Source organism: Nocardia sp. CC201C (assembly GCF_030010695.1).
Lineage (GTDB): Bacteria > Actinomycetota > Actinomycetes > Mycobacteriales > Mycobacteriaceae > Nocardia > Nocardia otitidiscaviarum.
The window spans coordinates 1-22,799 of record NZ_JASCXP010000069.1 but is presented as its reverse complement, the minus strand read 5'-3'; the positions used below and the strand labels follow the sequence as shown (position 1 = coordinate 22,799).

The 22,799-nt window shown below is 67.5% G+C and carries 24 protein-coding genes, 1 tRNA gene and 1 pseudogene; 17 read left to right on the top strand and 9 right to left on the bottom strand.

Annotation, left to right across the window (positions count from 1 at the left end; all coding sequences use genetic code 11):
• The 4 genes from QK444_RS10540 to QK444_RS10525 form a co-directional block, all read right to left on the bottom strand.
• Positions 1-989, bottom strand: a 989-nt coding sequence (locus tag QK444_RS10540; RefSeq protein WP_282779350.1) for a cysteine synthase family protein, incomplete at its 3' end; no start/stop codon positions are given.
• Positions 990-1,115: 126 nt separating this feature from the next.
• Positions 1,116-2,510, bottom strand: a complete 1,395-nt coding sequence (locus QK444_RS10535; protein ID WP_282779349.1) for a Y4yA family PLP-dependent enzyme — start codon at positions 2,508-2,510, stop codon at positions 1,116-1,118.
• Positions 2,511-2,568: 58 nt separating this feature from the next.
• Positions 2,569-3,531: an ornithine cyclodeaminase gene (locus QK444_RS10530; protein WP_029931274.1), complete on the bottom strand. Its 963-nt coding sequence runs from the start codon at positions 3,529-3,531 to the stop codon at positions 2,569-2,571.
• Between the two features lie 30 nt (positions 3,532-3,561).
• Entirely contained in the window at positions 3,562-4,635 is a 1,074-nt protein-coding gene (locus QK444_RS10525) for a TauD/TfdA family dioxygenase (protein WP_282779348.1), read from the bottom strand.
• 285 nt (positions 4,636-4,920) lie between these two features.
• On the opposite strand from QK444_RS10525, the gene QK444_RS10520 reads away from it, so the two are divergent.
• The 8 genes from QK444_RS10520 to QK444_RS10485 all read left to right on the top strand — a co-directional run bounded on the left by QK444_RS10520 (position 4,921) and on the right by QK444_RS10485 (position 12,237).
• The gene (locus QK444_RS10520; RefSeq protein WP_282779354.1) at positions 4,921-5,619 is read left to right on the top strand and encodes a lytic murein transglycosylase; all 699 of its coding nucleotides are present in this window, start codon (positions 4,921-4,923) and stop codon (positions 5,617-5,619) included.
• Positions 5,620-5,799: 180 nt separating this feature from the next.
• Positions 5,800-7,086 carry a phosphopyruvate hydratase gene (eno, locus tag QK444_RS10515; protein ID WP_282779346.1) on the top strand — a complete coding sequence of 429 codons (1,287 nt, stop codon included), beginning with the start codon at positions 5,800-5,802 and terminating at the stop codon, positions 7,084-7,086.
• A 79-nt stretch (positions 7,087-7,165) separates the two neighbouring features.
• Positions 7,166-7,738 (top strand): septum formation initiator family protein, encoded by a 573-nt coding sequence (locus QK444_RS10510; protein WP_282779345.1) that lies wholly within the window; start codon positions 7,166-7,168, stop codon positions 7,736-7,738.
• On the top strand, positions 7,735-8,274 hold the full coding sequence (locus QK444_RS10505; protein ID WP_039817083.1) for a DUF501 domain-containing protein: 540 nt from the start codon (positions 7,735-7,737) through the stop codon (positions 8,272-8,274). Before QK444_RS10510 ends, QK444_RS10505 begins: the two co-directional genes overlap by 4 nt.
• A 26-nt stretch (positions 8,275-8,300) precedes the next feature.
• Positions 8,301-9,275, top strand: a complete 975-nt coding sequence (locus QK444_RS10500) for a Ppx/GppA phosphatase family protein (protein ID WP_282779342.1) — start codon at positions 8,301-8,303, stop codon at positions 9,273-9,275.
• A gap of 118 nt (positions 9,276-9,393) precedes the next feature.
• The gene (locus tag QK444_RS10495; RefSeq protein WP_282779341.1) at positions 9,394-10,857 is read left to right on the top strand and encodes a peptide MFS transporter; all 1,464 of its coding nucleotides are present in this window, start codon (positions 9,394-9,396) and stop codon (positions 10,855-10,857) included.
• Between the two features lie 206 nt (positions 10,858-11,063).
• Complete coding sequence (locus QK444_RS10490; protein WP_349239518.1) at positions 11,064-12,011, top strand: cutinase family protein; 948 nt, start codon at positions 11,064-11,066, stop codon at positions 12,009-12,011.
• Between the two features lie 152 nt (positions 12,012-12,163).
• A tRNA-Leu gene (locus tag QK444_RS10485) sits at positions 12,164-12,237 on the top strand.
• Position 12,238: 1 nt separating this feature from the next.
• Here the strand turns inward: QK444_RS10485 and QK444_RS10480 are convergent.
• The 3 genes from QK444_RS10480 to QK444_RS10470 are packed head-to-tail and all read right to left on the bottom strand — an operon-like array spanning position 12,239 to position 13,516.
• Complete coding sequence (locus QK444_RS10480; RefSeq protein ID WP_306358113.1) at positions 12,239-12,505, bottom strand: hypothetical protein; 267 nt, start codon at positions 12,503-12,505, stop codon at positions 12,239-12,241.
• A 49-nt stretch (positions 12,506-12,554) separates the two neighbouring features.
• The gene (locus QK444_RS10475; protein ID WP_282779339.1) at positions 12,555-12,812 is read right to left on the bottom strand and encodes a Txe/YoeB family addiction module toxin; all 258 of its coding nucleotides are present in this window, start codon (positions 12,810-12,812) and stop codon (positions 12,555-12,557) included.
• Entirely contained in the window at positions 12,809-13,516 is a 708-nt protein-coding gene (locus tag QK444_RS10470) for a type II toxin-antitoxin system prevent-host-death family antitoxin (protein ID WP_282779338.1), read from the bottom strand. The genes QK444_RS10475 and QK444_RS10470 overlap by 4 nt, the downstream gene beginning before the upstream one ends.
• A gap of 599 nt (positions 13,517-14,115) precedes the next feature.
• Here QK444_RS10470 and QK444_RS10465 point away from each other — a divergent pair.
• The 6 genes from QK444_RS10465 (at position 14,116) to QK444_RS10440 (ending at position 19,823) form a co-directional block, all read left to right on the top strand.
• Positions 14,116-15,348, top strand: coding sequence for an IS256 family transposase (locus QK444_RS10465; RefSeq protein WP_282779336.1), 1,233 nt, complete (start codon positions 14,116-14,118; stop codon positions 15,346-15,348).
• Between the two features lie 614 nt (positions 15,349-15,962).
• On the top strand, positions 15,963-16,097 hold the full coding sequence (locus QK444_RS10460; protein ID WP_282779335.1) for a hypothetical protein: 135 nt from the start codon (positions 15,963-15,965) through the stop codon (positions 16,095-16,097).
• Complete coding sequence (locus tag QK444_RS10455; protein WP_282779334.1) at positions 16,094-16,651, top strand: MspA family porin; 558 nt, start codon at positions 16,094-16,096, stop codon at positions 16,649-16,651. Before QK444_RS10460 ends, QK444_RS10455 begins: the two co-directional genes overlap by 4 nt.
• Positions 16,652-16,871: 220 nt before the next feature.
• A complete protein-coding gene (locus QK444_RS10450; protein WP_282779333.1) occupies positions 16,872-17,168 on the top strand; it encodes a hypothetical protein in 297 nt (98 codons plus the stop codon).
• A 5-nt stretch (positions 17,169-17,173) separates the two neighbouring features.
• Positions 17,174-19,168 carry an EndoU domain-containing protein gene (locus QK444_RS10445; RefSeq protein WP_282779332.1) on the top strand — a complete coding sequence of 665 codons (1,995 nt, stop codon included), beginning with the start codon at positions 17,174-17,176 and terminating at the stop codon, positions 19,166-19,168.
• Positions 19,169-19,439: 271 nt separating this feature from the next.
• Positions 19,440-19,823 (top strand): hypothetical protein, encoded by a 384-nt coding sequence (locus tag QK444_RS10440; RefSeq protein WP_282779330.1) that lies wholly within the window; start codon positions 19,440-19,442, stop codon positions 19,821-19,823.
• 648 nt (positions 19,824-20,471) lie between these two features.
• Here QK444_RS10440 and QK444_RS10435 read toward each other — a convergent pair.
• Positions 20,472-20,582 (bottom strand): annotated as a pseudogene (locus QK444_RS10435) (IS21-like element ISAau2 family helper ATPase IstB); the annotation flags it as partial.
• Between QK444_RS10435 and QK444_RS10430 the strand changes: the two are divergent.
• The 3 genes from QK444_RS10430 to QK444_RS10420 all read left to right on the top strand — a co-directional run bounded on the left by QK444_RS10430 (position 20,559) and on the right by QK444_RS10420 (position 22,129).
• Positions 20,559-20,855: a putative toxin gene (locus tag QK444_RS10430; RefSeq protein ID WP_349239517.1), complete on the top strand. Its 297-nt coding sequence runs from the start codon at positions 20,559-20,561 to the stop codon at positions 20,853-20,855. The pseudogene QK444_RS10435 and the gene QK444_RS10430 overlap by 24 nt on opposite strands.
• Before the next feature lie 147 nt (positions 20,856-21,002).
• A complete protein-coding gene (locus tag QK444_RS10425; RefSeq protein WP_282779328.1) occupies positions 21,003-21,407 on the top strand; it encodes a hypothetical protein in 405 nt (134 codons plus the stop codon).
• Positions 21,408-21,772: 365 nt separating this feature from the next.
• Positions 21,773-22,129 carry a YbaB/EbfC family nucleoid-associated protein gene (locus QK444_RS10420; protein WP_282779326.1) on the top strand — a complete coding sequence of 119 codons (357 nt, stop codon included), beginning with the start codon at positions 21,773-21,775 and terminating at the stop codon, positions 22,127-22,129.
• Positions 22,130-22,371: 242 nt separating this feature from the next.
• Here the strand turns inward: QK444_RS10420 and QK444_RS10415 are convergent, their stop codons facing one another.
• Positions 22,372-22,725, bottom strand: a complete 354-nt coding sequence (locus QK444_RS10415; RefSeq protein WP_349239516.1) for a MerR family transcriptional regulator — start codon at positions 22,723-22,725, stop codon at positions 22,372-22,374.
• Positions 22,726-22,799: the final 74 nt, after the last annotated feature.

Sequence of the window (22,799 nt, the reverse complement as noted above, 5' to 3'; positions counted from 1 at the left end):
GCGTCCAGGAGGTCGCGGTCGTTCATCCACTCGTCGTCGAACACGGTGTCGAGGTATTTCTCGCCGCCGTCGCAGACAATGGTGACCACGGCCGATCCGGCCGGGAAGTCGTCGAGTCGCCGCAGGGCCGCGAATACCGAACCGCCCGCGGAGCCGCCGATCATGAGGCCGAGCTTGGCGGCCAGGACCCGCGCGGTGGCGAACGCCTCCACATCGGAGACCTTGACGCCCTCCTTCAGCAGGCCCAGGTCCTCGGCGACGATCTTGCCCGGATCGGCTCCCTCCGGGGTGCCGGTGCCGGACTGCCAGTAGGGGCCGGCCGGTCCGCCGAAGGCGATGGAGCCGACCGGCTCCACCCCGTAGAGCAGCGGTTCGATTCCGCGCTCGCGCAGGCGGCGCGCGGTGCCGAACATGGAGCCTCCGGTGCCGACGGCGGAAATCAACACATCCACCCGCCCGAGTTCATCGAGCAACTCGTCGGCCAGCGCGTAGTAACCGAGCGCATTGGCGTCGTTGTTGTGCTGTTCGGTGAAGTACGCATTCGGCGCTGTTCCGGCGCCGAGTGCGGCCTCGCATTCCTCGCGCGCCATTTTCTCGGCGAGTTCCTCACGTGCCGAGGTGGAAAGGCTGTCATCGCCTTCCTCCGCTACGAACACCAGTTCGGCACCCATCGCTTTCATCGCGCGCAACTTGTCCCTACAGGCGTGGTGGTCGACCACCGCGGTAAAGCGATACCCACGCTCAGCCGCTACAACCGCCAGGCCGAGTCCGGTATTTCCGGAGGTCGACTCGATGATGTGGCCGCCGGGGGAGAGCAGGCCGCGGTGTTCGGCATCGTCCACCATGGCGCGGGCCATGCGAATCTTCGCCGCGCCGGTGGGATTGAGATTCTCCAGTTTCAGATACAGCCTGGTGCCGGTGTCAGTGGCGGCCAGTTCGAACAGCGGGGTGTGTCCGATCAGGTCTGTCACACGGGTGACAACCGACATCGCGGGATTCTCCTCAGGATCGGGTAGGGCATGGATGGATTCGAGCGCGGCCGACCGGCCTGAAACGCTAGGTAAGCCTAAGCGTTGATGGTGGAGTTGTCAGCACCACCGCGGCCCGAGTTTCGGCTACCGTTCGGTAATTCGGGATTCCACCGACCATTCGTAGGAATCGCCCGGAATGTCCCGGAGAACGACCTTCGGTGGAATGGCGAGATCGTGGAAGGCGGACTCGTTGGAGTCCATTTGATAACCGGCGGTATTGGGGTAGATCAGCAGATCGCCGGTGCGGGCGGCGCGCGGCAGCGGAATGCGCCGCCTGCTGATCATGTCGTCCTCGAGGCAGGACGCGCCGCCCACCGCCGTCGGCGTCACCGTGCCCGGCTCCGGCGGCCACAGCGCCGGATCGGGCAGGAATTCGCTGCCGAACCACTGCTCGGACAAACTGAGGCTGGTGCCGTTCGCGGTCAGCATCAGGTACGAATGTCCGTGTGCGACAAGGTCTTTCACGCCCTGCACGCCGAAAACCGTACTCCCGGCGCGATCCAGCAGCGCGCGCCCCGGCTCGACCGCCAGTCCGATGCCCTCGCGGCGCAACCGCTGCGCCAGGCCGTCGTGTTCGAGCACCCGGGTCAGCATGCGTGGTCCGGGATGCGGGAAGTGGTAGGGGTAGAGGTCTTTCGGTTCCCAATCGCCGTGGAACCAGTGCGGACTCAGCCGGGTCCGGAAGGCCGTCCACGCCGCCTCGGGTACGTAGTCGACACCGAAGCCGCCGCCGATCGAGATGGTCGTGATCGGGTGCCCCCAGCCCCGGGCCTCCCGGCAGCGCTCGAGCAGTGCCGCCGCCAGCTCCGCGCGGGGCCGGTAGTCGTAGCCGCTGAGATGGAAACTGAAGCCCTCCAGCCGAATCGTCTGCGGGTCGGTCTGCGCCACGGCGAGGTCGAGTTGATCGCCGCGCAGGCCGAAGCGGCTGTCGGATCCCGGGGGGAGCGCGCGCAACAGCACCCGCGCCGGACCGCCGAGCGCGGTCAGGCGATCGAGTTCGGAGAGCGCGTCGATGGCGATGACGGCGCGCGCACGCACCGCCAGCCGCAGCAGCTCATCGGATTTGGCCGGTCCGGTGACCATGAGGTCCCCGCCGTCGACTCCTCCGGCCAGGGCGGCGTGCAGTTCGGCGGTGCTCGAAACATCCACGCCCGCACCGTGCGCCGCGCACTCGGCGACCACGCAGTCGGCCTTGTTGGCCTTCTTGCCGTAGTAGATCGTGCCCACCACACCGGCGGTGGCGAACGCCTGGCGGAAGGCGCGGATATTGTGCCCGACGCGAGCCGGGTACATGACGTGGAAGGGGCCTCCGATCTCGGTCGCCATCTCGCGCAACAGGTTCGGGTGAGCCAGCAGCCTTCGCTCCCATGGGTCGCGGTGGGCGGGCAGCGGCGCGGCGGTGATGTCATCGCGAGTGATGCCATCGTGGTCGGTGTGCGGGTCGGTGGTGTGCGAGTCGGCACCGTTGGTATCCGCCACCGCGGTCAGGGTTTTCGTGAAGTCCGTCAGCGTTCTCCCCTTTCGCTGTCGCACCCGGTCAGTCCCACAGCGGCACCTCCGTGCCGCGCCCCTCGGCGATCGCGAGCGTTGCCAGTGCGTGCGCCACCGCGATATCGGTGAGCACGAGACCGCTGTTGTAGACGAAGATGCGTTGGTCGTCGGATAGTCGTCCGGTCGCGCGGCGGCTGAGGATCTGGGGTAGCTCCGCGTCGACCGGACGTAGTCGGCCGTCGGCATCGGCCATATCGGTGCCGGTCAGGGCCATCTGCTCGGCATTGGTGGCGATCACGCGATCGGCCCGGCCGAGCGTGGAGGGGGCCAACCCGTAACCGACCAGCACCGCCACCGCACCGGGCGCGAGATCATCGGCCTCCACCGCGACCTTGGTGCCCGGCCCGGCGGTGGCCAGCACGACGTCGGCGTCGCGGGCGGCCGCCCGCGGGTCGGAGACGATCTCCAGTTCCGCACGCGGCTGGTGGCGCAGCAGCTCGCGCTGGACGGCCTCGAGCCCCTCGGGATGGGTGCCGTAGAGCATGAGCCGGTCCAGCTGTGGATTGGCGGCCAGCAGATGCGGCAGGGCGTTGCGGCCCTGGGTGCCGGTGCCGATCAGCAGCACGCTGCGCGCACCCGGCCGGACGGTCTCGCGCACCAGCAGCGCCGAGACCGCGGGTGTGCGCAGCGCGCCGACCCGGGCACAGTCCATCATGGCGATGGGCAGCCCGGTGGCGTCGTCGTAGAGCGTGATGGTGGTGTAGTACCGCTTGGTGCTGCGATCGTGGTGCGGATCGAACTTGTAGGACGTCTTCATGGCGACCACGCGGCGGCGACCGTCGCGGCCGAGCATGGCGTAGGCCACCGACCAGCCGTCCGGATGCGCCACGCTGAGCTTGCGCGGGTTATCCGAATTCCCCTCCGCGAAGGCGAGGTACGCGTCTTCGACGGCGCGCACCACCTCGCCCGGACTGATCGGGACATCGGCCAGATCGCTGCGGCTGAGCACTCGCAGCGGGGTGGATCGGGTATTCACCTGCTAATTCCTCGGGTCGTAGCGGAACGGCGACACCGTGCGCTGGCCGTACCCGTTCTCGGTGCTCTCGGCCTCGGCGCGACGCCGCCCGGGCAGTCGGATGTTCACCCGCTTGAGCCAGCGGTCGGTGCCGTCGTACCGGGGTTTGAACGGCACCCGGCCGTGCACCACAACGTCATTGTCCACCAGCAGCAGTTCTCCCGGGGTCAAAGCCGCGGTGATGCACACCCTTTCGAGCTCCAGCGCCAAATGATCGTAGGCGGCCCGGAATTCGGCGTCCGCCTCGTCGAGCGGGGTGTAGGCCGGATCGAAGCGCAGGGTGAGCGCGTCCGCGTCACTGCCCAGGGTGGCCACGGCGGGCGCGGGGCTGGCGGGAAATTCGCTGCCGTAGGACAGATCCGGATGGATGGGCAGCAGCGCGCGCTCCAATCGTGCCCGCTGCCAGGACTCCAGCCGCACCCGCCGCACCGACGACACTGTGGTGCCGACCCGGTCCGGATTGCGCAGGCAGCCGAGCATGAGCAGGTTCGCGCGCTCCGGGTGGAAGGCGTCCTCGGTGTGCGGGGCGAGCAGGGTGGTGCTGCTGGCCCCGGTCTGTTCCTGCTCGTGGCCCGGACTGGGCACGATGTTGTTGACCAGCCGCCCCGCCTGCTGGCCCTGCCAGCCGAACGGCTCGCCGGCACAGCGCGCCAGCAGCAGCATGGCGATGTCGAGTTCGAAGGAGGCGGCGCAGCGGACCGGATCGCCCGCCCAGGCCGCCGCCTGCCGCCAGTCGATGGGGGTGGGGCCGAGTTCGGCGTCGGCCACGGGCAGTTCGCCGATGATGGTGACACCCGCGGCGGTGGCGGGCGCGCGCATGGCCTCGTGTACGGCCTCGGGCAATTCCCGATAGCGGGTGTCGACCGTGTCGATCAGCGTCGAATGTGCGAGGGTGGTGGATATCGCCGGATCATGTCCGAGTGTGACGGCGATCTCATGGGCGAGGTCGCGGATGGATCGTGACGCCGCCGCGGGCAGCGCGCGTCGTTCGATATCGGCGGGGTGAAGCGAGTTACGTTCGAAGAGAACGCTTTTCACCGAGGGTTGTCCCTTCTTCGCATCGTTGGTGCGCGGACGTTCGATGGTGAAAAGTACACGGCTTACTGAGGTTAGGCTAGCCTGTGCTTAGCGTCCGGCGTGTCGCAGAGAAATAGCGGGTTGGCATGGAAGGGTAGTGCTGAAAGGTTGCCGGCACCCCGGATTCGGCCGATTCGGCACGGGCGCGTCGGCACATCGTGGCCGATGCGCCGCTTCGTCTGGATGATGAATAACGTGCGTTTCGTGAAGGCCGGCGCTGGCGCCGTCATCTCCCGCGCCGGCCTGCTGGGCACGGCCTGCGCCCTCGTGCTGCTAACCGGTTGCGGGGCAGTGGATCTCACGCCCATTCCGGAGGGTATCCCGCCCGGTCCGGGTGCGCCGCTGCCCGTCATCGACATCGACGCGCCCGGCCGCACCGCGGCGCAGCTGCGCGGCTGGGCCGAGGAACAGTCCGACGCCCTGGGCATTCCGGTGGTGTCGCTGGAGGCGTACGGCTATGCCGCCGCCGTCATGGCGCGCGCCCGGCCGGACTGCGGCATCGCCTGGACCACCATCGCGGGCATCGCGAGCGTCGAGAGTCGGCACGGCACCCACCGCGGCGCCGACGTCGCCGCGGACGGCACCGTGTCGCCGCCGATTCGCGGGATCCCCCTGGACGGTTCGCCCGGCGTCGCGCGCATCGAGGACACCGACGGCGGCAGGCTCGACGGTGACACCGTCTACGACCGCGCCCTCGGCCCGATGCAGTTCATCCCGGAGACCTGGCAGCGCTGGGGCGTGGACGCCAATGGCGACGGCATCGCCGATCCGGACAGCATCGACGACGCGGCCCTGACCGCCGCCCGCTACCTGTGCGCCAGCGGCGGCGACCTCACCGGCCCCGAGGGCTGGCAGCGGGCGCTGCTCACCTACAACCAGTCCAACGTCTACATGCACACCGTGCGCGACCGCGCGGCGGCCTACAGCGTGGGGCGCAGAGCCTGAGCGCGGTCCGCCGGGCCGAACGCGTCCGGCGGAAACCACCGGTCACCGGCCGCGGTCTGCTTGCGCCGGTCGGGCGGACCGGCTGGCGGGGCGAGCGGCCGGGCAACCTTGCGTTAGGCTCGGCACCGCACGGGAATGCCGTGCGACCTGCCGAGCAAGCAGCCGAAGGAGTGTCGTTTCGTGGCCATCATCGAACAGGTCGGAGCTCGCGAGATCCTGGATTCTCGTGGTAACCCCACCGTCGAGGTCGAGATCGCTCTCGACGACGGCACCCTCACCCGGGCGGCGGTGCCGTCCGGCGCGTCGACCGGCGAGCACGAGGCCGTCGAGCTCCGCGACGGCGGAGACCGCTACCAGGGCAAGGGCGTGCAGAAGGCCGTCGAGGGCGTGCTGGACGAGATCGCCCCGGCCGTGATCGGCCTGGACGCGGTCGAGCAGCGCACCGTCGATCAGACCCTGCTGGACCTGGACGGCACCCCCGACAAGTCGCGCCTCGGCGCGAACGCCCTGCTGGGCGTGTCGCTGGCGGTGGCCCGCGCCGCCGCCGAATCCTCCGGCCTGGAGCTGTTCCGCTACATCGGCGGTCCCAACGCCCACGTGCTGCCGGTGCCCATGATGAACATCGTCAACGGTGGCGCGCACGCCGACACCGGCGTGGACGTGCAGGAATTCATGATCGCCCCGATCGGCGCGCCGACCTTCAAGGAGTCGCTGCGCTGGGGTGCGGAGGTCTACCACTCGCTCAAGTCGGTGCTGAAGTCGCAGGGCCTGTCCACCGGTCTGGGCGACGAGGGCGGTTTCGCCCCCGACGTCGCGGGCACCCGCGCCGCGCTGGACCTCATCGCCTCCGCCATCGAGAAGGCGGGCTACAAGCTGGGCACCGATGTGGCGCTGGCCCTGGACGTGGCCGCCACCGAGTTCTACACCGCCGGTGAGGGTTACAAGTTCGAGGGCAGCGTGCGCAGCGCCGCCCAGATGAACGAGTTCTACAGCGAACTGCTGTCGGCATACCCGATCGTCTCGATCGAGGACCCGCTGTCCGAAGACGACTGGGACGGCTGGGTCGCGCTGACCGACGCCATCGGCGACAAGGTGCAGCTGGTCGGCGACGACCTGTTCGTCACCAACCCGGAGCGCCTGGAGGAGGGCATCGCCAAGGGCGCCGCCAACGCGCTGCTGGTGAAGGTCAACCAGATCGGCACCCTCACCGAGACCCTGGACGCCGTGGACCTGGCGCACCGCAACGGCTACAAGACCATGATGAGCCACCGGTCCGGCGAGACCGAGGACACCACCATCGCCGATCTGGCCGTGGCCGTCGGCTCCGGTCAGATCAAGACCGGCGCACCGGCCCGCTCGGAGCGCGTGGCCAAGTACAACCAGCTGCTGCGCATCGAGGACGCCCTGGGCGACTCGGCGCGCTACGCCGGTGACGTCGCCTTCCCGCGTTTCGCGTTCGAAGGCTGAATAATCGGGCTCGGGAAATCGGTAGCCCGGGGGTCGCACGGCCCCCGGGTGTCGAATCGGCTGAGTTTCGAGGTGTGAGATGACGGAGCGGCGAGCGCGCGGTACCAGTCCGGCCGGACGCGGGGACCGCCGCTCGTCGCGATCCGCCAGATCGCGACCGGCGGCCAGCGGTAAGGGCCGCACCACCGCCGGAGCGCGGGCCGCCGCCCGGCGTGCCGCCAAATCCGCGAAACCCGCACGGTCCGAACACAAGATCCTCGGCCTGTCCACCGGGCGGGCGGTGCTGCTGGCCGCGGTGGTCGCCGCGCTGGCCCTCACCCTCGCGGTGCCGCTGCGCACCTATTTCAGCCAGCGTGCCGAGGCCCAGCAGCTCGCCGCCGAGCGGGCGCAGCTGGAGGCCGAGGTGGCGGAGCTGCGCGATCGCCGTGCGCAGCAACAGGATCCGGCCTACACCCGGGCCGAGGCACGAGACCGGCTGCGGCTGGTGATGCCCGGCGAAACCCCCTACATCGTGCAGGTGCCCGGTATCGAACAACCCGCGGTGCCGAGCCCGACCAGCACACCGCGGGAACCCGACCCCTGGTACACCGAGCTGTGGCGCAGTATCGCCGAGCCGCAGCCCACACCCACGCAGGAAGGAGCACCCGGGTGACGTACGAAGAGCCCACCGACCGGGATCTCGAGATCGTCGCCGAGCAGCTGGGGCGCGCCCCGCGCGGGGTGCTCGCCATCGCCTACCGCACGCCCGACGGTGTGCCCGCCGTCGTGAAGACGGCCCCGAAGCTGCCCGACGGCACCCCGTTCCCGACGCTGTTCTATCTGACCGATCCGCGGCTCACCGCCGAGGCCAGCCGGTTGGAGACCACCGGCCTCATGCGCGAGATGACCGAGCGGCTGGGACGCGACACCGAACTGGCCGCCGCCTACCGCGCGGCCTACGAGGGGTATCTCGCCGAACGCGACGCCATCGAATCGCTGGGCACCGATTTCGCCGGTGGCGGCATGCCCGATCGGGTGAAATGCCTGCACGTGCTGATCGCGCACTCGCTGGCCAAGGGGCCGGGAGTGAATCCGCTCGGCGACGAAGCGGTGGCGCTGGCCGCCGACCACGGCCTGCGCGGCACCGCGATTCCCGCGGACTGGCCGAAATACGAAGCGTACGGGACCGATTCGGCCGCCGCGGAGTAGCCGGAGGAGTATTCGAGGAGTAGTTCATGACCGACCGGATCGCCGCCGTCGACTGCGGCACCAATTCCATCCGACTACTGATCGCCGATGTCGCCCCGGCCGGGGAGGCGTCGGCGACGCCGCATCTGACCGATGTGCACCGTGAGATGCACATCGTGCGGCTCGGGCAGGGCGTGGACGCGACCGGCTCGCTGCACCCCGAGGCCATCGAGCGCACCCGCGCCGCCCTGCACGACTACGTGGATCTCATGCTCGACGCCGGGGTCTCGCGGGTGCGCATGGTCGCCACCTCCGCCACCCGCGACGCGAGCAATCGCGAGGACTTCTTCGCCATGACCCGCGCGGAGCTCGGGCGCGTGGTGCCGGGTGCGCAGGCCGAGGTGATCACCGGGGACGAGGAGGCGCGGCTGTCCTTCGCCGGGGCCGTTGGCGAATTATCCAGTGCCGACGGGCCTTTCGTGGTGGTCGACCTCGGCGGCGGGTCCACCGAGGTGGTGCTGGGCGACAGTTCCGGTGTGCAGGCGGCCTATTCGGCCGATATCGGTTGTGTGCGGATCACCGAACGCTGCCTGCGCGGCGATCCGCCGACGCCGGAGGAGGTGGCGTCCGGGCGGTTCTTCGCCTCCGAACGGCTGGCGCAGGCGTTCGGCGTGGTGCCGGTGGAGCGCGCCCGCACCTGGGTCGGCGTTGCCGGGACCGTGACCACGCTGGCGGCCGTCGCCCTCGACCTGCCCGAATACGATTCGGAGAAGGTACATCTCACGCGCCTGACGCTGCCGGAGGTGCGCGCCGTCTGCGATCGGCTGATCGGCATGACGCACGACGAGCGGGCGGCGCTGGGTCCCATGCATCCGGGCCGGGTGGACGTCATCGGCGGTGGCGCGGTGATCACCGAGGTGCTGGCGGACGAGCTGGCGCGCCGCGCCGGAATCGACGCGCTCATCGTCAGCGAGCACGACATCCTGGACGGCATCGCGCTGTCGGTCGCACCCCGGCGATAGGATCGGCGCATGGCCGCGACAACCCAGGTCACGGCCCGTTTGTGCGGTTGAACAAGCGGTGACGGGAGTGCGTCCCCGATGTTGCTGTTCAATTGCCCAATATGGGAGGGTGACGCACATGACAGCTACACCTCTCGCGAAGGAGGGGGCCGAACGCACCCTGTTCGGGCACCCCATCGGCCTCGCGAATCTGTTCGGCGTGGAGCTCTGGGAACGTTTCTCGTTCTACGGCATGCTCACGATCCTGGGCTACTACCTGTACTACTCGACCACCGAGGGTGGTCTCGCCATGCCGCAGGCCACCGCCACCGGCATCGTCGGGGCGTACGGCGGTCTCGTCTATCTGTCCACGGTGCTGGGCGGCTGGCTCGCCGACCGGGTGCTCGGGATGGAGCGCACCGTCTTCTACGGCGGCGTGGTCGTCATGGCGGGCCATATCGCGCTGGCGATCATCCCGGACCTGGCGGGCGTCGCGGTCGGCCTGGTGCTGGTGGCGCTCGGTTCCGGTGCGCTCAAGGCCAATGCCTCCTCGCTGCTGGGCACCCTGTACGCCAAGGGCGACGCGCGCGCGGACGGCGGGTTCACCCTGTTCTATCTGGGCATCAACCTGGGCGCCTTCGCCGGTCCGCTCATCACCGGCCTGCTGCAATCGCATGTCGGCTTCCACTACGGCTTCGGCGCGGCCGCCATCGGCATGGCGCTGGGCCTGACGCAGTACGTGGTGTTCCGCCGCAATCTCGGCGACCACGGCCGCGAGGTGCCGAACCCGCTGCCGCGCCCCGAGATTCCGCGCACGGTGGCCGCGGTGGCCGGTTTCGGCGTGGTGGTCGTACTCGCATGGATGACCGGACTGCTCACCCTGGAGAATCTGCCCGACGTCACCACCGGGGTGATCGTGCTGGCCTCCATCGCCTACTTCGTCATCATGCTCACCAGCGCCAAGGTGGAGCCCATCGAGCGGGTGCGGGTGCGGGCCTATATTCCGCTGTTCATCGCGAACGCGGTGTTCTGGTCGCTGTTCCAGCAGATCTTCACCGTGCTGGCGGTGTACTCCGATGAACGCATCGACTGGAATGTGTTCGGCTGGACCGCGCCGTCGAACTGGATCGGCTCCATGGAGCCGGTGTGGATCATCGCGCTGTCGCCGCTGTTCGCCGTCATGTGGACGCGGCTGGGGAACCGCGCGCCGAGTACGCCGCGCAAGTTCGCCATCGGCGTGATCGGGATGGGCGCGGCCTTCATGCTCTTCACCGTGTTCTCCGGAACCGAGGGCAAGTCCGTACCGATCCTGTTCGTCTTCGTGGTGCTGGGCGCGTTCGCCGTCTCCGAGCTGATGCTCTCGCCCATCGGCCTGTCGGTGACGACGAAGCTGGCCCCGAACGCCTTCCGCGCGCAGATGATGGCCCTGTACTTCTTCTCGGTGGGCATGGGCACCTCCATGTCCGGCGTGCTGTCGAAGTACTACGACCCCGCGCATGAACTGGCCTACTTCGGCATCACCGGCCTGGTGACCATCGCCGTGGGTGTGTCCGTCTGGTTCATCGCGCCTCGGGTGAGCCGCCTCATGGAGGGCGTGCACTGACCGATCCGGCTCCGGAGGTGACGGCCGCTGTCGTCACCTCCGGCCAAACGGATTGTTAATACCTTCGCAAAGCACTTTCGCGGAAAGCCTGAAGTTCGCTACGGTCGTTTCGGCCGTCGGCTGGGCGTGGATTTCCGCAGCGTCGCGATCCACGCGGTGTGGATGATGATCCGCTGCGTGCGGAGAACCGAGCAAGGAGTGTGGCCTTGTCGTTGCGAGCAACTGGGCTTCGGCGTGGAACGCGAGCTATTCGTCTGGCCGGTGTCGCCGTCGCGGCCGCGGTGGCGGCGGGCATGGTGTGGGCGACCGGCGCACCCCGCGCGGACGCCGCGCCGGGTGATTGCCCCGCCCTGAACGTGGTGGCGGTGCCAGGCACCTGGGAGACCTCCCGGGACGATCCGAAACAGGGCATGTTGTCCCTGGTGACCAATGGTCTGCCCGGCAGCGTGCGCACCGATTACGTCAGCTACGCGGCCACCGCCCTGCCCTGGGAGGGCGAGGTCTACGGCCGCTCCAAGCGCGAGGCCGTCAATGCCGCCCGCGGCCTGATCGCCGATATGGCGGCCCGCTGCGGCGCAACACGTTTCGCCCTGGTCGGCTACAGCCAGGGTGCCGACGCCGCCGGTGACCTGGCCGCCGAGATCGGCACCGGCCTCGGTGTGGTCCCGCCCGACCGCGTGCTCGCCGTCGGCCTGCTCTCCGACCCCCGCCGCTCACCCACCGACATCCTGGTCGGCCCGCCCGTCCCCGGCGCCGGTGCGGGCGGCGCGCGCGTAGGCGGCTTCGGCTGGCTCGCCCCCAAGGTCCGAACCATCTGCGCCGCAGGCGATCTCTACTGCTCGGTCCCCACCGACGACCTGGCGGGCCGCTTCGCCGGCTTCCTCACCCAACTCTCCGCCCCCGACCCCCTCCAGTTCGGCAACTACGCCCTCACCCTCCAAGCCATCCTCGGTGAGGCCCTCACTCCCGGCTGGAACGCCATCCTCACCGCCCCCGCCGACGACCCCGCCAGCGAACAGTGGGCCCGCCAGGTGGAGGAGTTCTACCGCTCCGGCGTCCACCAGTCCTACCCCGGCTACGTGGTGGACGCCAACGGCACCACCGCCACGTCCTGGCTCCGCAACTGGCTCGCGGGCATAGCCCGCACCGTCTGACCCGCCGGGCCGGGTACCAGCCCCGACCAGCCGGCACCCGGCCCGACCACCGCATCCCAGGCCGTCCCCCCGCGGCGCACCTGTGACACCCACCCGAATCCACCCCCAGAAGATTCCGGCACAACCGTACGGCTCGGTAGGCTGACCCCCGCGCCCCCGTAGCCCAATTGGCAGAGGCAGCGGACTTAAAATCCGCCCAGTGTCGGTTCGATCCCGACCGGGGGCACTCAGGAAACCGCTGGTAGATCATCATTTCCCGTGATCTCCTGCTGAGCGTTATCGATCTTGGTCCGCAATTCGTCCGCAGCAGTCAGCGCGCCCGCGTTCATCACCGCCGCCACCGTGTCCAGATCGTCCGGAAACAGGTGGCCGTACAGATCCAGGGTCAAGGTTGCGGTGTTGTGCCCGAGCATCCGCTGTACCACCTTGATATTGGTGCCCGCGCTGATGGCGAGCGACGCGGCGGTATGGCAAGGAACCGATCCGCGGTGCACCGCCCCCCGAGCGTGCGATGGTCAATTCCATCTCACGGGCCTGCGTCGATTACTCGTAGTGGAAGCGGCACGCGATGATGACAACTACGTCGGTGTCGATCGCGTACACCAGCCGATGCTCTCCGTTTATGCGGCGTGACCAATATCCTGCGAGGCTGTGCTTCAACGGTTCCGGCTTCCCGATGCCCTCATGACCGTTGCGCTTGATGTCCGCAATCAATGCGTTGATCCGCCGCAACACCTGCTTGTTGTTCGCCAGCCACCACTGATAGTCATCCCAGGCCGGATCGGTGAACGTCAGCTTCACTTAGTCACCTTGGGCTTTCCGGCACTGGACGCGGCAGGTCCGGGATCGGGAGACTCCGGTTCCTGCTCGGGCTCGGTCGAATGGGACCTATACAGGATGCGAAGGAGTTCTGCCACCTTCGATGATTCGCCCATGTCTGGCATCTCGCGGAACAAGCCATCCGCTCGCGCATCTTCGGCGGCACGAAGGGCGGCTACCAATTCGTCTACCTCTTCGCGAGTGTCGTCGCCCGGACGCGCGCTGTTGATAAGAAATGCCCCCGTCTTTCCGCTGCTCACGTAAGCGATCAGTCGGCCGGACGGGAAAGCGGCGTTCGCACTCGCTGATGCGGGCAGTCCATAGATCCGCAGCGGCGTCCTGGGAGTGGGAGCGTCGGCGGGAGCACTCCCGTCGATGTCCACCAGCTCCCGAGGAGAAGCGCCGCCGGCACGGTGCTCGGCGATAGAGCGTTCCAGGTGCCCGGCATTGGCCGGATTGCCCAGCAGGTGGGCAGTCTCCTTCAGCGCTTCATACTCGCTGAGCGCGACGACTACCGCAGGCTGGTGGCCGGAACGAGTGATCACCACCTCTTCGAGATCTTCGGTGGCGCTGCTTAGAACCGACGCGAGGTTCGCTCGCGCCTCGGTGTAGTTCATCGGCTTCATTTCTTCACTGTACAGGATTCTGTACAGATTGCTGGGCGGCTGGCTTGCTTCCGTGATCACGGATGTTCAGCCCTCTAGGCGATCGAACGTTTGTGCCGTGAGCCTCCTCTGCGGGGCCTGCCAAATCCGGATCATCTCTGCTATGACAGATTCCCGTACGGCGTCCACATACGTCGCTGTCCCCAATCGTCTGACGAACTTCAACCGCGAACGAGATGCGGCAATCACTCGACATGTCGAAGCCGAGCTGGCGAAGGCCGGAGAGCACCTCGCGCACCTCGATATCGGGTCGGGCTACCCGGTGGCTGACAGCGATTACACGAATTGGTGGGTCGAGTACACGACCGGACCGGCCGCCCAGGGGTCGTGGGAGTAGTGATTGCGGAGTCCGCAGCCAGTCCGTAGGAGTTTCGATCGCACCCAATCGCGCCAGCAATGCCAACGCACAAACAGTCGCTCATTGGCTGTATCTCGCTGCGCACCAACACTATCCATCGGCATGCAAACGTCGAGAGCTGCCATCTTAAAATGGTTGCGTCCAGCAGGATGGTGTAGCAGCTCGTAGCTCGGCCGGTGAGTACCGAACCCCGGACATGAGGGTGGTCACCGCGTGATCCTTCAAGAGACCGACAAAGTCACTGAAGGAAGAAGTCCACGCGATGACCAGTGTCCAGCCTATCGACCCGAGAAAGCCCTTCACCGAACAATTCGCCACCACCAGCCCGGACCTGCTGCGCGAGATGGTCTCGGCGTTCGTGCAGACCCTGATGAGCGCCGAGGCCGACGCCGCCTGCGGCGCCGGCTACGGCGAACGCAGCGACGACCGCGTCAACCACCGCAACGGCTACCGCCACCGCGACTTCGACACCCGCGTCGGTACCATCGACGTCGCGATCCCGAAACTCCGCTCCGGCAGCTATTTCCCGGACTGGCTACTCGAACGCCGCAAACGCGCCGAACGGGCGCTGACCAGCGTGGTCGCGACCTGCTACCTGCTCGGTGTCTCGACGCGGCGGATGGAGAAACTCGTCGAATCCCTCGGCATCACGAGCCTTTCCAAGTCGCAGGTGTCGATGATGGCCCGCGATCTCGACGCCCAGGTCGAAGCGTTCCGCACCCGGCCCTTGGATCAGAGCCCCTACACGTTCGTCGCCGCGGACGCGCTCGTGCTGAAGGTCCGCGAGAACGGGCGCGTGGTCAATGTCCACGCTCTGATCGCCACCGGCGTCAACGCCGACGGCTACCGGGAAATCCTTGGGCTGCAGGTGACTTCGGGAGAGGACGGCGCGGGCTGGCTGGCGTTCTTCCGGGACCTGGTCGCGCGCGGGCTGGCCGGGGTGAAGTTGGTGACCTCCGACGCCCACGCCGGTCTGGTCGCGGCCATCGGCGCGACCCTGCCCGGCGCGGCCTGGCAGCGTTGCCGCACCCACTACACGGTCAATCTGATGAGCGTCTGCCCGAAATCGTCCTGGCCGTGGGTCCGCACCCTGCTGCATTCGGTACTCGATCAAGCAGACCCGGACTCTGTTGCCGCTCAATATGATCGGATGCTCGACGCGTTGGCCGAGAAACTGCCCAAGGTCGCTGATCACCTCGACACCGCACGCGCGGATCTGCTGGCGTTCACCGCGTTCTCGAAACAGATCTGGCGGCAGATCTGGTCGAACAACCCGCAAGAACGGCTGAACAAGGAGATCCGCCGCCGCACCGACGTCGTCGGGATCTTCCCCGACCGCGGCTCGATCATCCGCCTGGTCGGCGCGGTCCTGGCCGAACAACACGACGAATGGATCGAGGGCCGCCGCTACCTCGGCCTCGACGTCCTGGCCCGCTCCCGCGGGCTCACCACCGACGAACAGGAGGACACCACACCCGCAGAACTCACCGCCTGACCGACAATTCGGATCATGCGGTGACCACCCCAGTTACACCACGCCCCGGGACTTGACCCTTAAATCCGCCCAGTGTCGGTTCGAGCCCGACCCTGGGGGCACGACTTCGACATCTCGGAACGTTTTGATCTCGCAACAGATAGTCGGGCACGGCCCAGCCGTGGGTCAATCGTGGTTGCGCTTTGACGGCGTGGATCGGCTCCGCAGCCTTCGCATGGACCGACTGCGGACGAAGGCTGTGGTCGGGGTCCGCGTGCCGCCGTGTAGCGCCGGAATCGACGTGAGGGCCAGAGAAGACGTGGCCACGGAGATCCGGCCTGGAGACGGTAGGTCAGGCTATGACCGTGACGGCGGGGACGACGGTAAGGCCGATGATCAGCGTGGTGCCGTCGATGTGTCTGGGTATTTCCCAGTGCTGGCATTGATGAACTCCTTCTGGTCCGATCGGTCCGCGGCTGGGAGCTGTCGGTGGAAGGTGGATGGCTCATCACCGTCGAGGGTGTGGCGTGTCGGGGACGGGAATGCGCTGGTCATGGCGGATCGGTCGTCTAGGGTGTGCGCGGGGTTTGCCGTGTCCGGCTCGTTGTCGAGGATCTGAGACAGGAGAGTGTGGCGTGCTCGTTGACGGTGGTGGCATCCGGCCGGTGGTCGGTGCGGGATGCCTGGCCCTGGCGGTGGTGTTGGCCGGTGTCGGCTCTGGGGCCGGTGCCGCGCTGGCGGAGGGCACCCCGACAAGTCGCGGACGGTGACCACCGCCGACGGTTGGGATATCACCGTCACCAAGTCCCGGGAGAATCTGGAGCGGTGGCCGATCGCGTTGAATGCCGCCGCGTTCTCCCGTGAAGGTTTCTTGTCGGTGATGGCTGTCGGGGAGATCGGCGGTCAGGGGCGTTCGCCGGTGCGGTCCGCGACGATCGCGGTCGGGTTGATGATCGGCTGCAATACGGATGTGTCCTCGGGGATGACCCTCGGGATGGCCGGTACGCTGGGTGCCAACCTCGGCGTGCTCGGTAGCGGCACCGCGTCCCAGTATCCTTCCGGAACCCTCGGTGGTAACGCCGGTCTCAATGCCGGGATCACGCCGAGCGTGCAAGTCACGTTGCGGCCCGGATCCATCACCACTGTCGCTCTGGGGTCCAAGCCCCTTGCGGCCGCGACCGGCTATCTGGCCCTCTACGACGTCGCCTTGCGTGTGGACTCCTGCGTGGGGCAGGTCGCGTTGCGGTCGGTCGCGGCGTTGACCGTCTCGACCGCTGCCGCCGACGACACCATTACCGTGTTCGGCGATCCGCTCTCGTTCTGACCGCCCCCCTGGTGATCGGGCGGTCGCGTCGACTCGGCTGAGCGTGACCGAATTGTCGCCATCGAATCGGTGTTGTTGCTGGTCATCGACGGTTACGATCCCAATGGTTCTGATCTTGATCAGGTCTTCGCGCGTGGGCACCGCTTTCTCCGTGTTCTCTGGTTCAGCGTTCTCTGGTTCAGCGAAATCCGCAGTACAGCAGAGGAAGGAACTCCGCCCCATGAGCACCGCCGCGACGCAGTCGCCCGGGCAACACACCGACGACACCGCCCCGCCGCAGTCGTCGGGCTCGCTGGCGCGGCCGGTCGCCGCCGTGGTGGTTGGCCTGGTTCTGTTGATCGCGGCTTTTGCAGTGCTGGGCCGTATCCCGCAGTGGGCCGACCGGTACGGCGCGATCTGGGTGTATCTGGGCTTCTTCGTGGTCATGTCGATCGCGGGCCGACTGTTCTGGCAGGGCGCGGACAAACTGGTGGAGCGGATGCGGTCCGGCGGCAGCACCTCGACCCCAGCCCGGTGACCATCATGCCGACACGGCGACCCACCGTGCGGCGGATCACCGCCGCAGCCGGGCTGCTCACCCTCACCGGTGCCGCGACCGCCGCCCTGTGGGCGGCACCGACTCCGGTGGCGGCGCAACCGATCTGCATCCCCAACCCCATGCTGGGCATCTCCTGCCCGCCCCCACCACCTCCCCCGCCCGGACAACCCGGGATGCCGACCACCGCCGCCCCACCCACCCCGGGCATCCCCTCCCTGCCCGACCAGCCCGGCACTGGCGGTGGCCCCAACGGTGGCGCGTTCGTCCCACCCGCGGCACCTCCGTACGACGGCACCCCGCTGATCCCGGTGCCGGGCGCGACCGAACCCGTCCTCCCCGGCAACATCCCACCGGCACCGACCGCACCCCCACCTGCCCCAGGACAGCCACCTACCGGGGAAGTGCCTACACCACCGCCACCCGCGGAGGGTGAGGACCTCGTGGCGCAACTGGAACGCGCGGCGCGCCTGCACGAGCAGGGCGTGCTGTCGGATCAGGAATTCGCCGACCTCAAACAACGCTTACTCCGCAGCGACATGCCACCAGCACCGTCCGCTGACCGGCCGGGGTCGCCGTCCACTGATCGACCACCCGCACCGGTGCCCGAACCAGCCGAGCGCGACGGATTCGACCCGCGCACAGTAGCGCTCATTGTGGCCGGTGCAGCGGCGTTCACCGCTGCGGCTAGACGCAGCGGTGGCAGTACGTCGTTGGGCTCTCTGCTTCGATCCGGGCTGGCCACGACTGCCGTGCGCCGCGCTCCCGGTGAAGATGGCGGCAATCCGTGGGACGACGTGCCCGGTCCCCACCCCCAACCGGGCCAGATCAACGCCGATTCCGCGCGCGCCCACATTCTCTACGGAGACGGGGAGGGGTCGGGCGGGCATATGTCCGGCTCCGCCACAGATCCAGGTAAAACGGAGTTCCCGGAGGACTGGGGACCGGACCGCATCATGCGGGCCGTCGAACAGGTCGCCAACAACCCCGACCAGCCCCCTGAATGGCAGGAAGACAAGGGCACATGGTTGGTGAAGGGCACCGTCGACGGCGTCGCAATCGAGGTAGCCATCATGCCGGACGGCACTGTCGTCACTGCGTATCCGACTGGGGGGCCGGGAGTGACCCAGCTCGATGAGAACGGTGACCCGCAACCGATGTCGGAGGACAACGGTGAGGGTGGGGGGAATGACGGTGGCTCGCAAGGATCCGACGAGTCGGACTCGCAGGGAACCGGTGAGTCGGATTCGGGCGAATCGGGACCGGCCGCGACATACGAATCGCCGCAGCCGGATGCCGACGAGTCGGGTGCCGGGCAGGATTCTCCGCCGTTGCGGACTCAACCCGACCCCGACAGAAGGGTGCCGCAGCACGGACTACCCGAGCCGCCCCCCGGCTACCACTGGGCGCCCGGCGCGGCAGACAACCCCATGCTCGACAACCCAGATTCGTGGGTACTGGTCCCCGACGATCCCGATGGACCGCCGCCATCGGAATTTCCCGAAGCCCCACCGAACTGGAGGTGGAGCAGTATCAATACCGACGGGACTCCACAGCTGATCCCCGAGCCGCAGCCCAACGGAATGCCCGAACCACCCGAGGGCTACACCTGGGGAGGCTACGGCCCGGGCGGATTGATCCTCGTGCCCGAGGACCCTGCCGCCCCCGAAACACCGCCGGAACTGCCGACCTTGCCGCCCGGTTGGGTGTGGCAGGAGGGTGCCGATGGACCGGTCGCGACCGTCGATCCAGCATTCAACCCGCCGAGCGGCCCCGCCCCATCGGGCGATCAGGCACCATCGAGTTCGGGTGGGGGTGACGGTTCGGAGGGTGGTGGCGGGCTGAATCCTCCGCCCGCAGTTCCGGGCGTCGGGCAACGACCCGGCGACCGACCGGCACCTGGACGCGAACAGCCGGCACCAGGAAACTCCGAACCAGGGCGCGGAGGTCTCGGCGGCCGCGGCGGATCTGGTGGCGGCTGACCTCACCCGGTCGACAGTGATCGCCCAGCGAAGTGACGTGGCTTTGGAGGAGAATCTGCTTGAACGCGACATCTGGTTTGCGTCCGGACATGCCAGCTCTACCCGTTGATGGCGGTGTCCGTGGTGGTCCCAACGGGCAAGGACTGGGCCGCCTGCGGCGGAATCGAAACTCGATATTCCCGAAGACAGCCCCGCGGTATGGGGCCGTGGGCCGGACTACGCGACCACTGACACCGATCGCACTGATTGAGCAGGCAGAACGGAGGCGCTCATGACGGAGAAGTCCTGGCGCGATGAGGAAGGGCGATGGCACCTCACGCCCGAAGACCGCGCCGAAAGGATCAAACGCGGCAACGAAAGGCGGCGAGTCGGCCAAGCTCTACTGGATGCCCTGACCGGCCGGGTACCACAGAAGGTACTCGCCCAGCTACGAACCTTCCACTCCGTCGGCGAGTACCCGATGCTGTTCAGCAACCTTGCCGCAGCGCTGGTCAACCACAACATTCCGATCACCAGCGAGGAGCGCGACCTGCTTTGTGAGATGCTGTACTCCATCGAACCGACCATTCCCGACGCGTACCCATCGATCCGCGATCGCGATCAGGTGATGGTCTCGCTCAACGTGGTACAGGCCGACGGTGCTGCCGGGGTATAGCAGCGGCATCTTCTGGACTGCTCCAGGGACAGCGATTGGCCGCGCTCGCCGACTATGAGCCCGTAGAACGGGCATGACAGTTCCAGGGCGGCGCTTTCGTCGCGCCCACGGCACGCCGTACGACGGCACTCGCTGATCCCGGTGCCGGGCGCGACCGAACCCGTCCTCCCCGGCAACCAGCCAGCCCATCCCGCACTTGGCGGGCCTCCGGAGGGGGAGCCCCGCACTCGACACTTCCGGCACCGGGCCGCAGGTCAGGCACTGCCAATCCGGCCGCGAACGCGCCGCTTCACCCCGACGTCGGCAGATATCCGCAGTTCACCGCGGGTGGGTGTTTGTGTGGATGCTGTACGTGCCGCCCCGGGGGCACGTACAGCATGGACACAACCCAATGCACGGCCCAGGCCCGCGCGCCTGAACCGTGCATACGGCCTATCGTTCCCTGTAGATATACCCCATTGCGCTGCGGCGGCCGTCCGTCGTAACCGCCACACATGGCAGCGCTGCCATCGTCGACCCCCTGCGGGCGTTCAGCATTGAGAACCCGGCTGATCTATCAGGTGCGGCATCCCGAGGAATCCCCGCTCTGGGGGCCGGCCATCCTCATGCTCTACAACGCGGCTAATTCGCAGCAGCGCTGCACCCTTTTCAGTCGTTGGTCGTGGCGGCGGGGACGTGGCCGAGGTAGCGGTCCTCGAGCCGGTAGCTGTCGCCCTCGAGCGAGATGACTTCGGCGTGGTGGACTGGGCGGTCGATCATGGTCGGCGGATCGACCTGTGCTCAGAGACCTCGGTGCCCCGAGTGGTCGACGACGTGAATCGCCAGGTCATGGAGGTGAAGAACACCAACGACATCGCCCGCTACAGCGACCAGATCGTCATCCAGGAGCAGTGGGCACGTGAACGTGGTTACACACCGACGTTGGTGGTCGATCACCGGACACAGATCGACGACCCTGTAATCGCAGACAAGATCCGAACCGGCCAGATCCAGCTGTTGCGAAAAGAACTGGATGACAACAATGACCCCTGAGCACGCCCTCATCACCTACAAACACATGCCCGCTGGCAGCGAAAACGGTGGCACGGATTGGATGAACAACGTGCCGGCCCGGTACGTCCACGGTCAACACGGTTTCGACCGACGGATCATGGAGGAACTCGCGGCCGTGAATGTGCCGTGCTACACCCTCGACGATCTGTCCAACGGTCCGAGAACATCCCACAGGGCATCCCCATCTTCATCGACTGGCTTGCCCACCTCGAGACCCGAATCCCCGGTCCCGAAACCGAGCACCGCTCCATCATTCGATCCGGACTCATCCGCAACCTCATCGACCCCGCCGCTCGCGGCAACCAGCAAGCCATCGACCTCCTCATCGCCCAGGTACGGCACCAACCACCTCTACCGACCCAGCACCGGGAATGGGCATGCGCCGGCCTGGGGGTGATTGCCGCCAAGCAGAACTTTGCACAGATCGCCGACCTGCTCGCCAACTTGCCGGAGGGCACCCCCAAGAGCGCGCTCGTCGAGTACCTCGGCAAGGTCAAAACACCGGAAGCACGCGATCTCGCAGTCAGCTAACTCGGCACTGGTCCGCGTGAAGCTGCGATCAAAGCACTAGTCCAGATGAAAGCAACCGGCGTCCGCCACCTGATCGAACCACTGCTGGACCATCCGTATGCCTCCATCCGCAAGCAGGCGAAACGCGCTTTGGAAAAGCTGCCATCCTAGACAAGCCCAGCGTGCGAAGCACCGAATATTGGTCCGTTCCAACGACTTCTGACTGGATGACCTTTTCGTGGGAACCCGCCCCGGCTGCACCGCCCTCGAAGCGGGCAACGGCACCGCCCATCGATTGCGGTTATCACGTCAGCGCCCCTAATGTTGGTGGCCGATGCTCCGGACAGATCACGGGGTGCGCTTGAACGACACTCAGGGGGTCGACCATGAGTTCCGAATCGGAGCAGCGGAACGCGCGACTACACAGCGCGATCGAAGCGGGCCGGGGTCGTGCCGAGACATCCGGCGGCGCAGTAGTAGTCGAGACCGACCTGGAAGGGACGATCACCAAGCTGCACATCTCAGAGGCCGCCATGTCCGTGGAACCCGAGCGACTGGCGAAGGCCATCATGGCATGCCATGAGGCCGCACGGGAACGGGCCCGAACCGAAGCCGCCAAGCGGTACACGGAACTGCTGGAAACGCCCGGACTCCTGGATCAGAAAGCCCCCAGCCCGAACACCGCAGCGGACACGCCGGAGTGGGAAGAACTCAACCCGCTGTTCATAACACGCACAGTGTGATCAAAATCGAAACCCACGGGACGATGAGACAACCGTTGCGGTGGAATGGTTTCGGCGTGACAGCCTCCGCGACTCGATGCCGTGTACGTGCCACCCCGGGGCACGGCTTCGACATCGAAGTCGGAGGGCCGGCACACCTGTGGAGCAGAGGCAGACGGGTTCGCGCGTCCAGGACGTCCGCGCCATCTGGAGCTCTCTCGTCGGCCACTCACCGCAGGCTGCCTGCGTTGGCCCCGCACGGGCTACGGGTGCTCCGAGTCGCGGGCTTCGTGCGTGTCGAGGGCGTGCTGCAGGGTGGCGTTGAGCGCCTGCGCCTCCGCGAGCTGATCTTCCAGGATCACGATCCGGCAGGCGCCCTCCAAGGAGTTCCCTGCATCGATCAGCTCACGCACCCGCGCGGCGATCCGTAACTGATAGCGCGAGTAGCGGCGATGCCCACCCTCCGACCGTTGCGGGGTCAACAGGCGCGCACCATCCAGGGAGCGCAGAAACGCCTGGGTCACACCGAGGAGCTCGGCGGCGCGACCCATGCTGTAGGCGGGGAAATCCTCGTCGTCTAGTCGGTCCACCCCGCTTCTCTCCGGAGTGGGAGTCATATCCGGTTGCTGCACAGCACCTCTCAATTTGCCAACGGCCAGAGGCCCCCGCGCACAGTGGGCCCGGGGCAGGG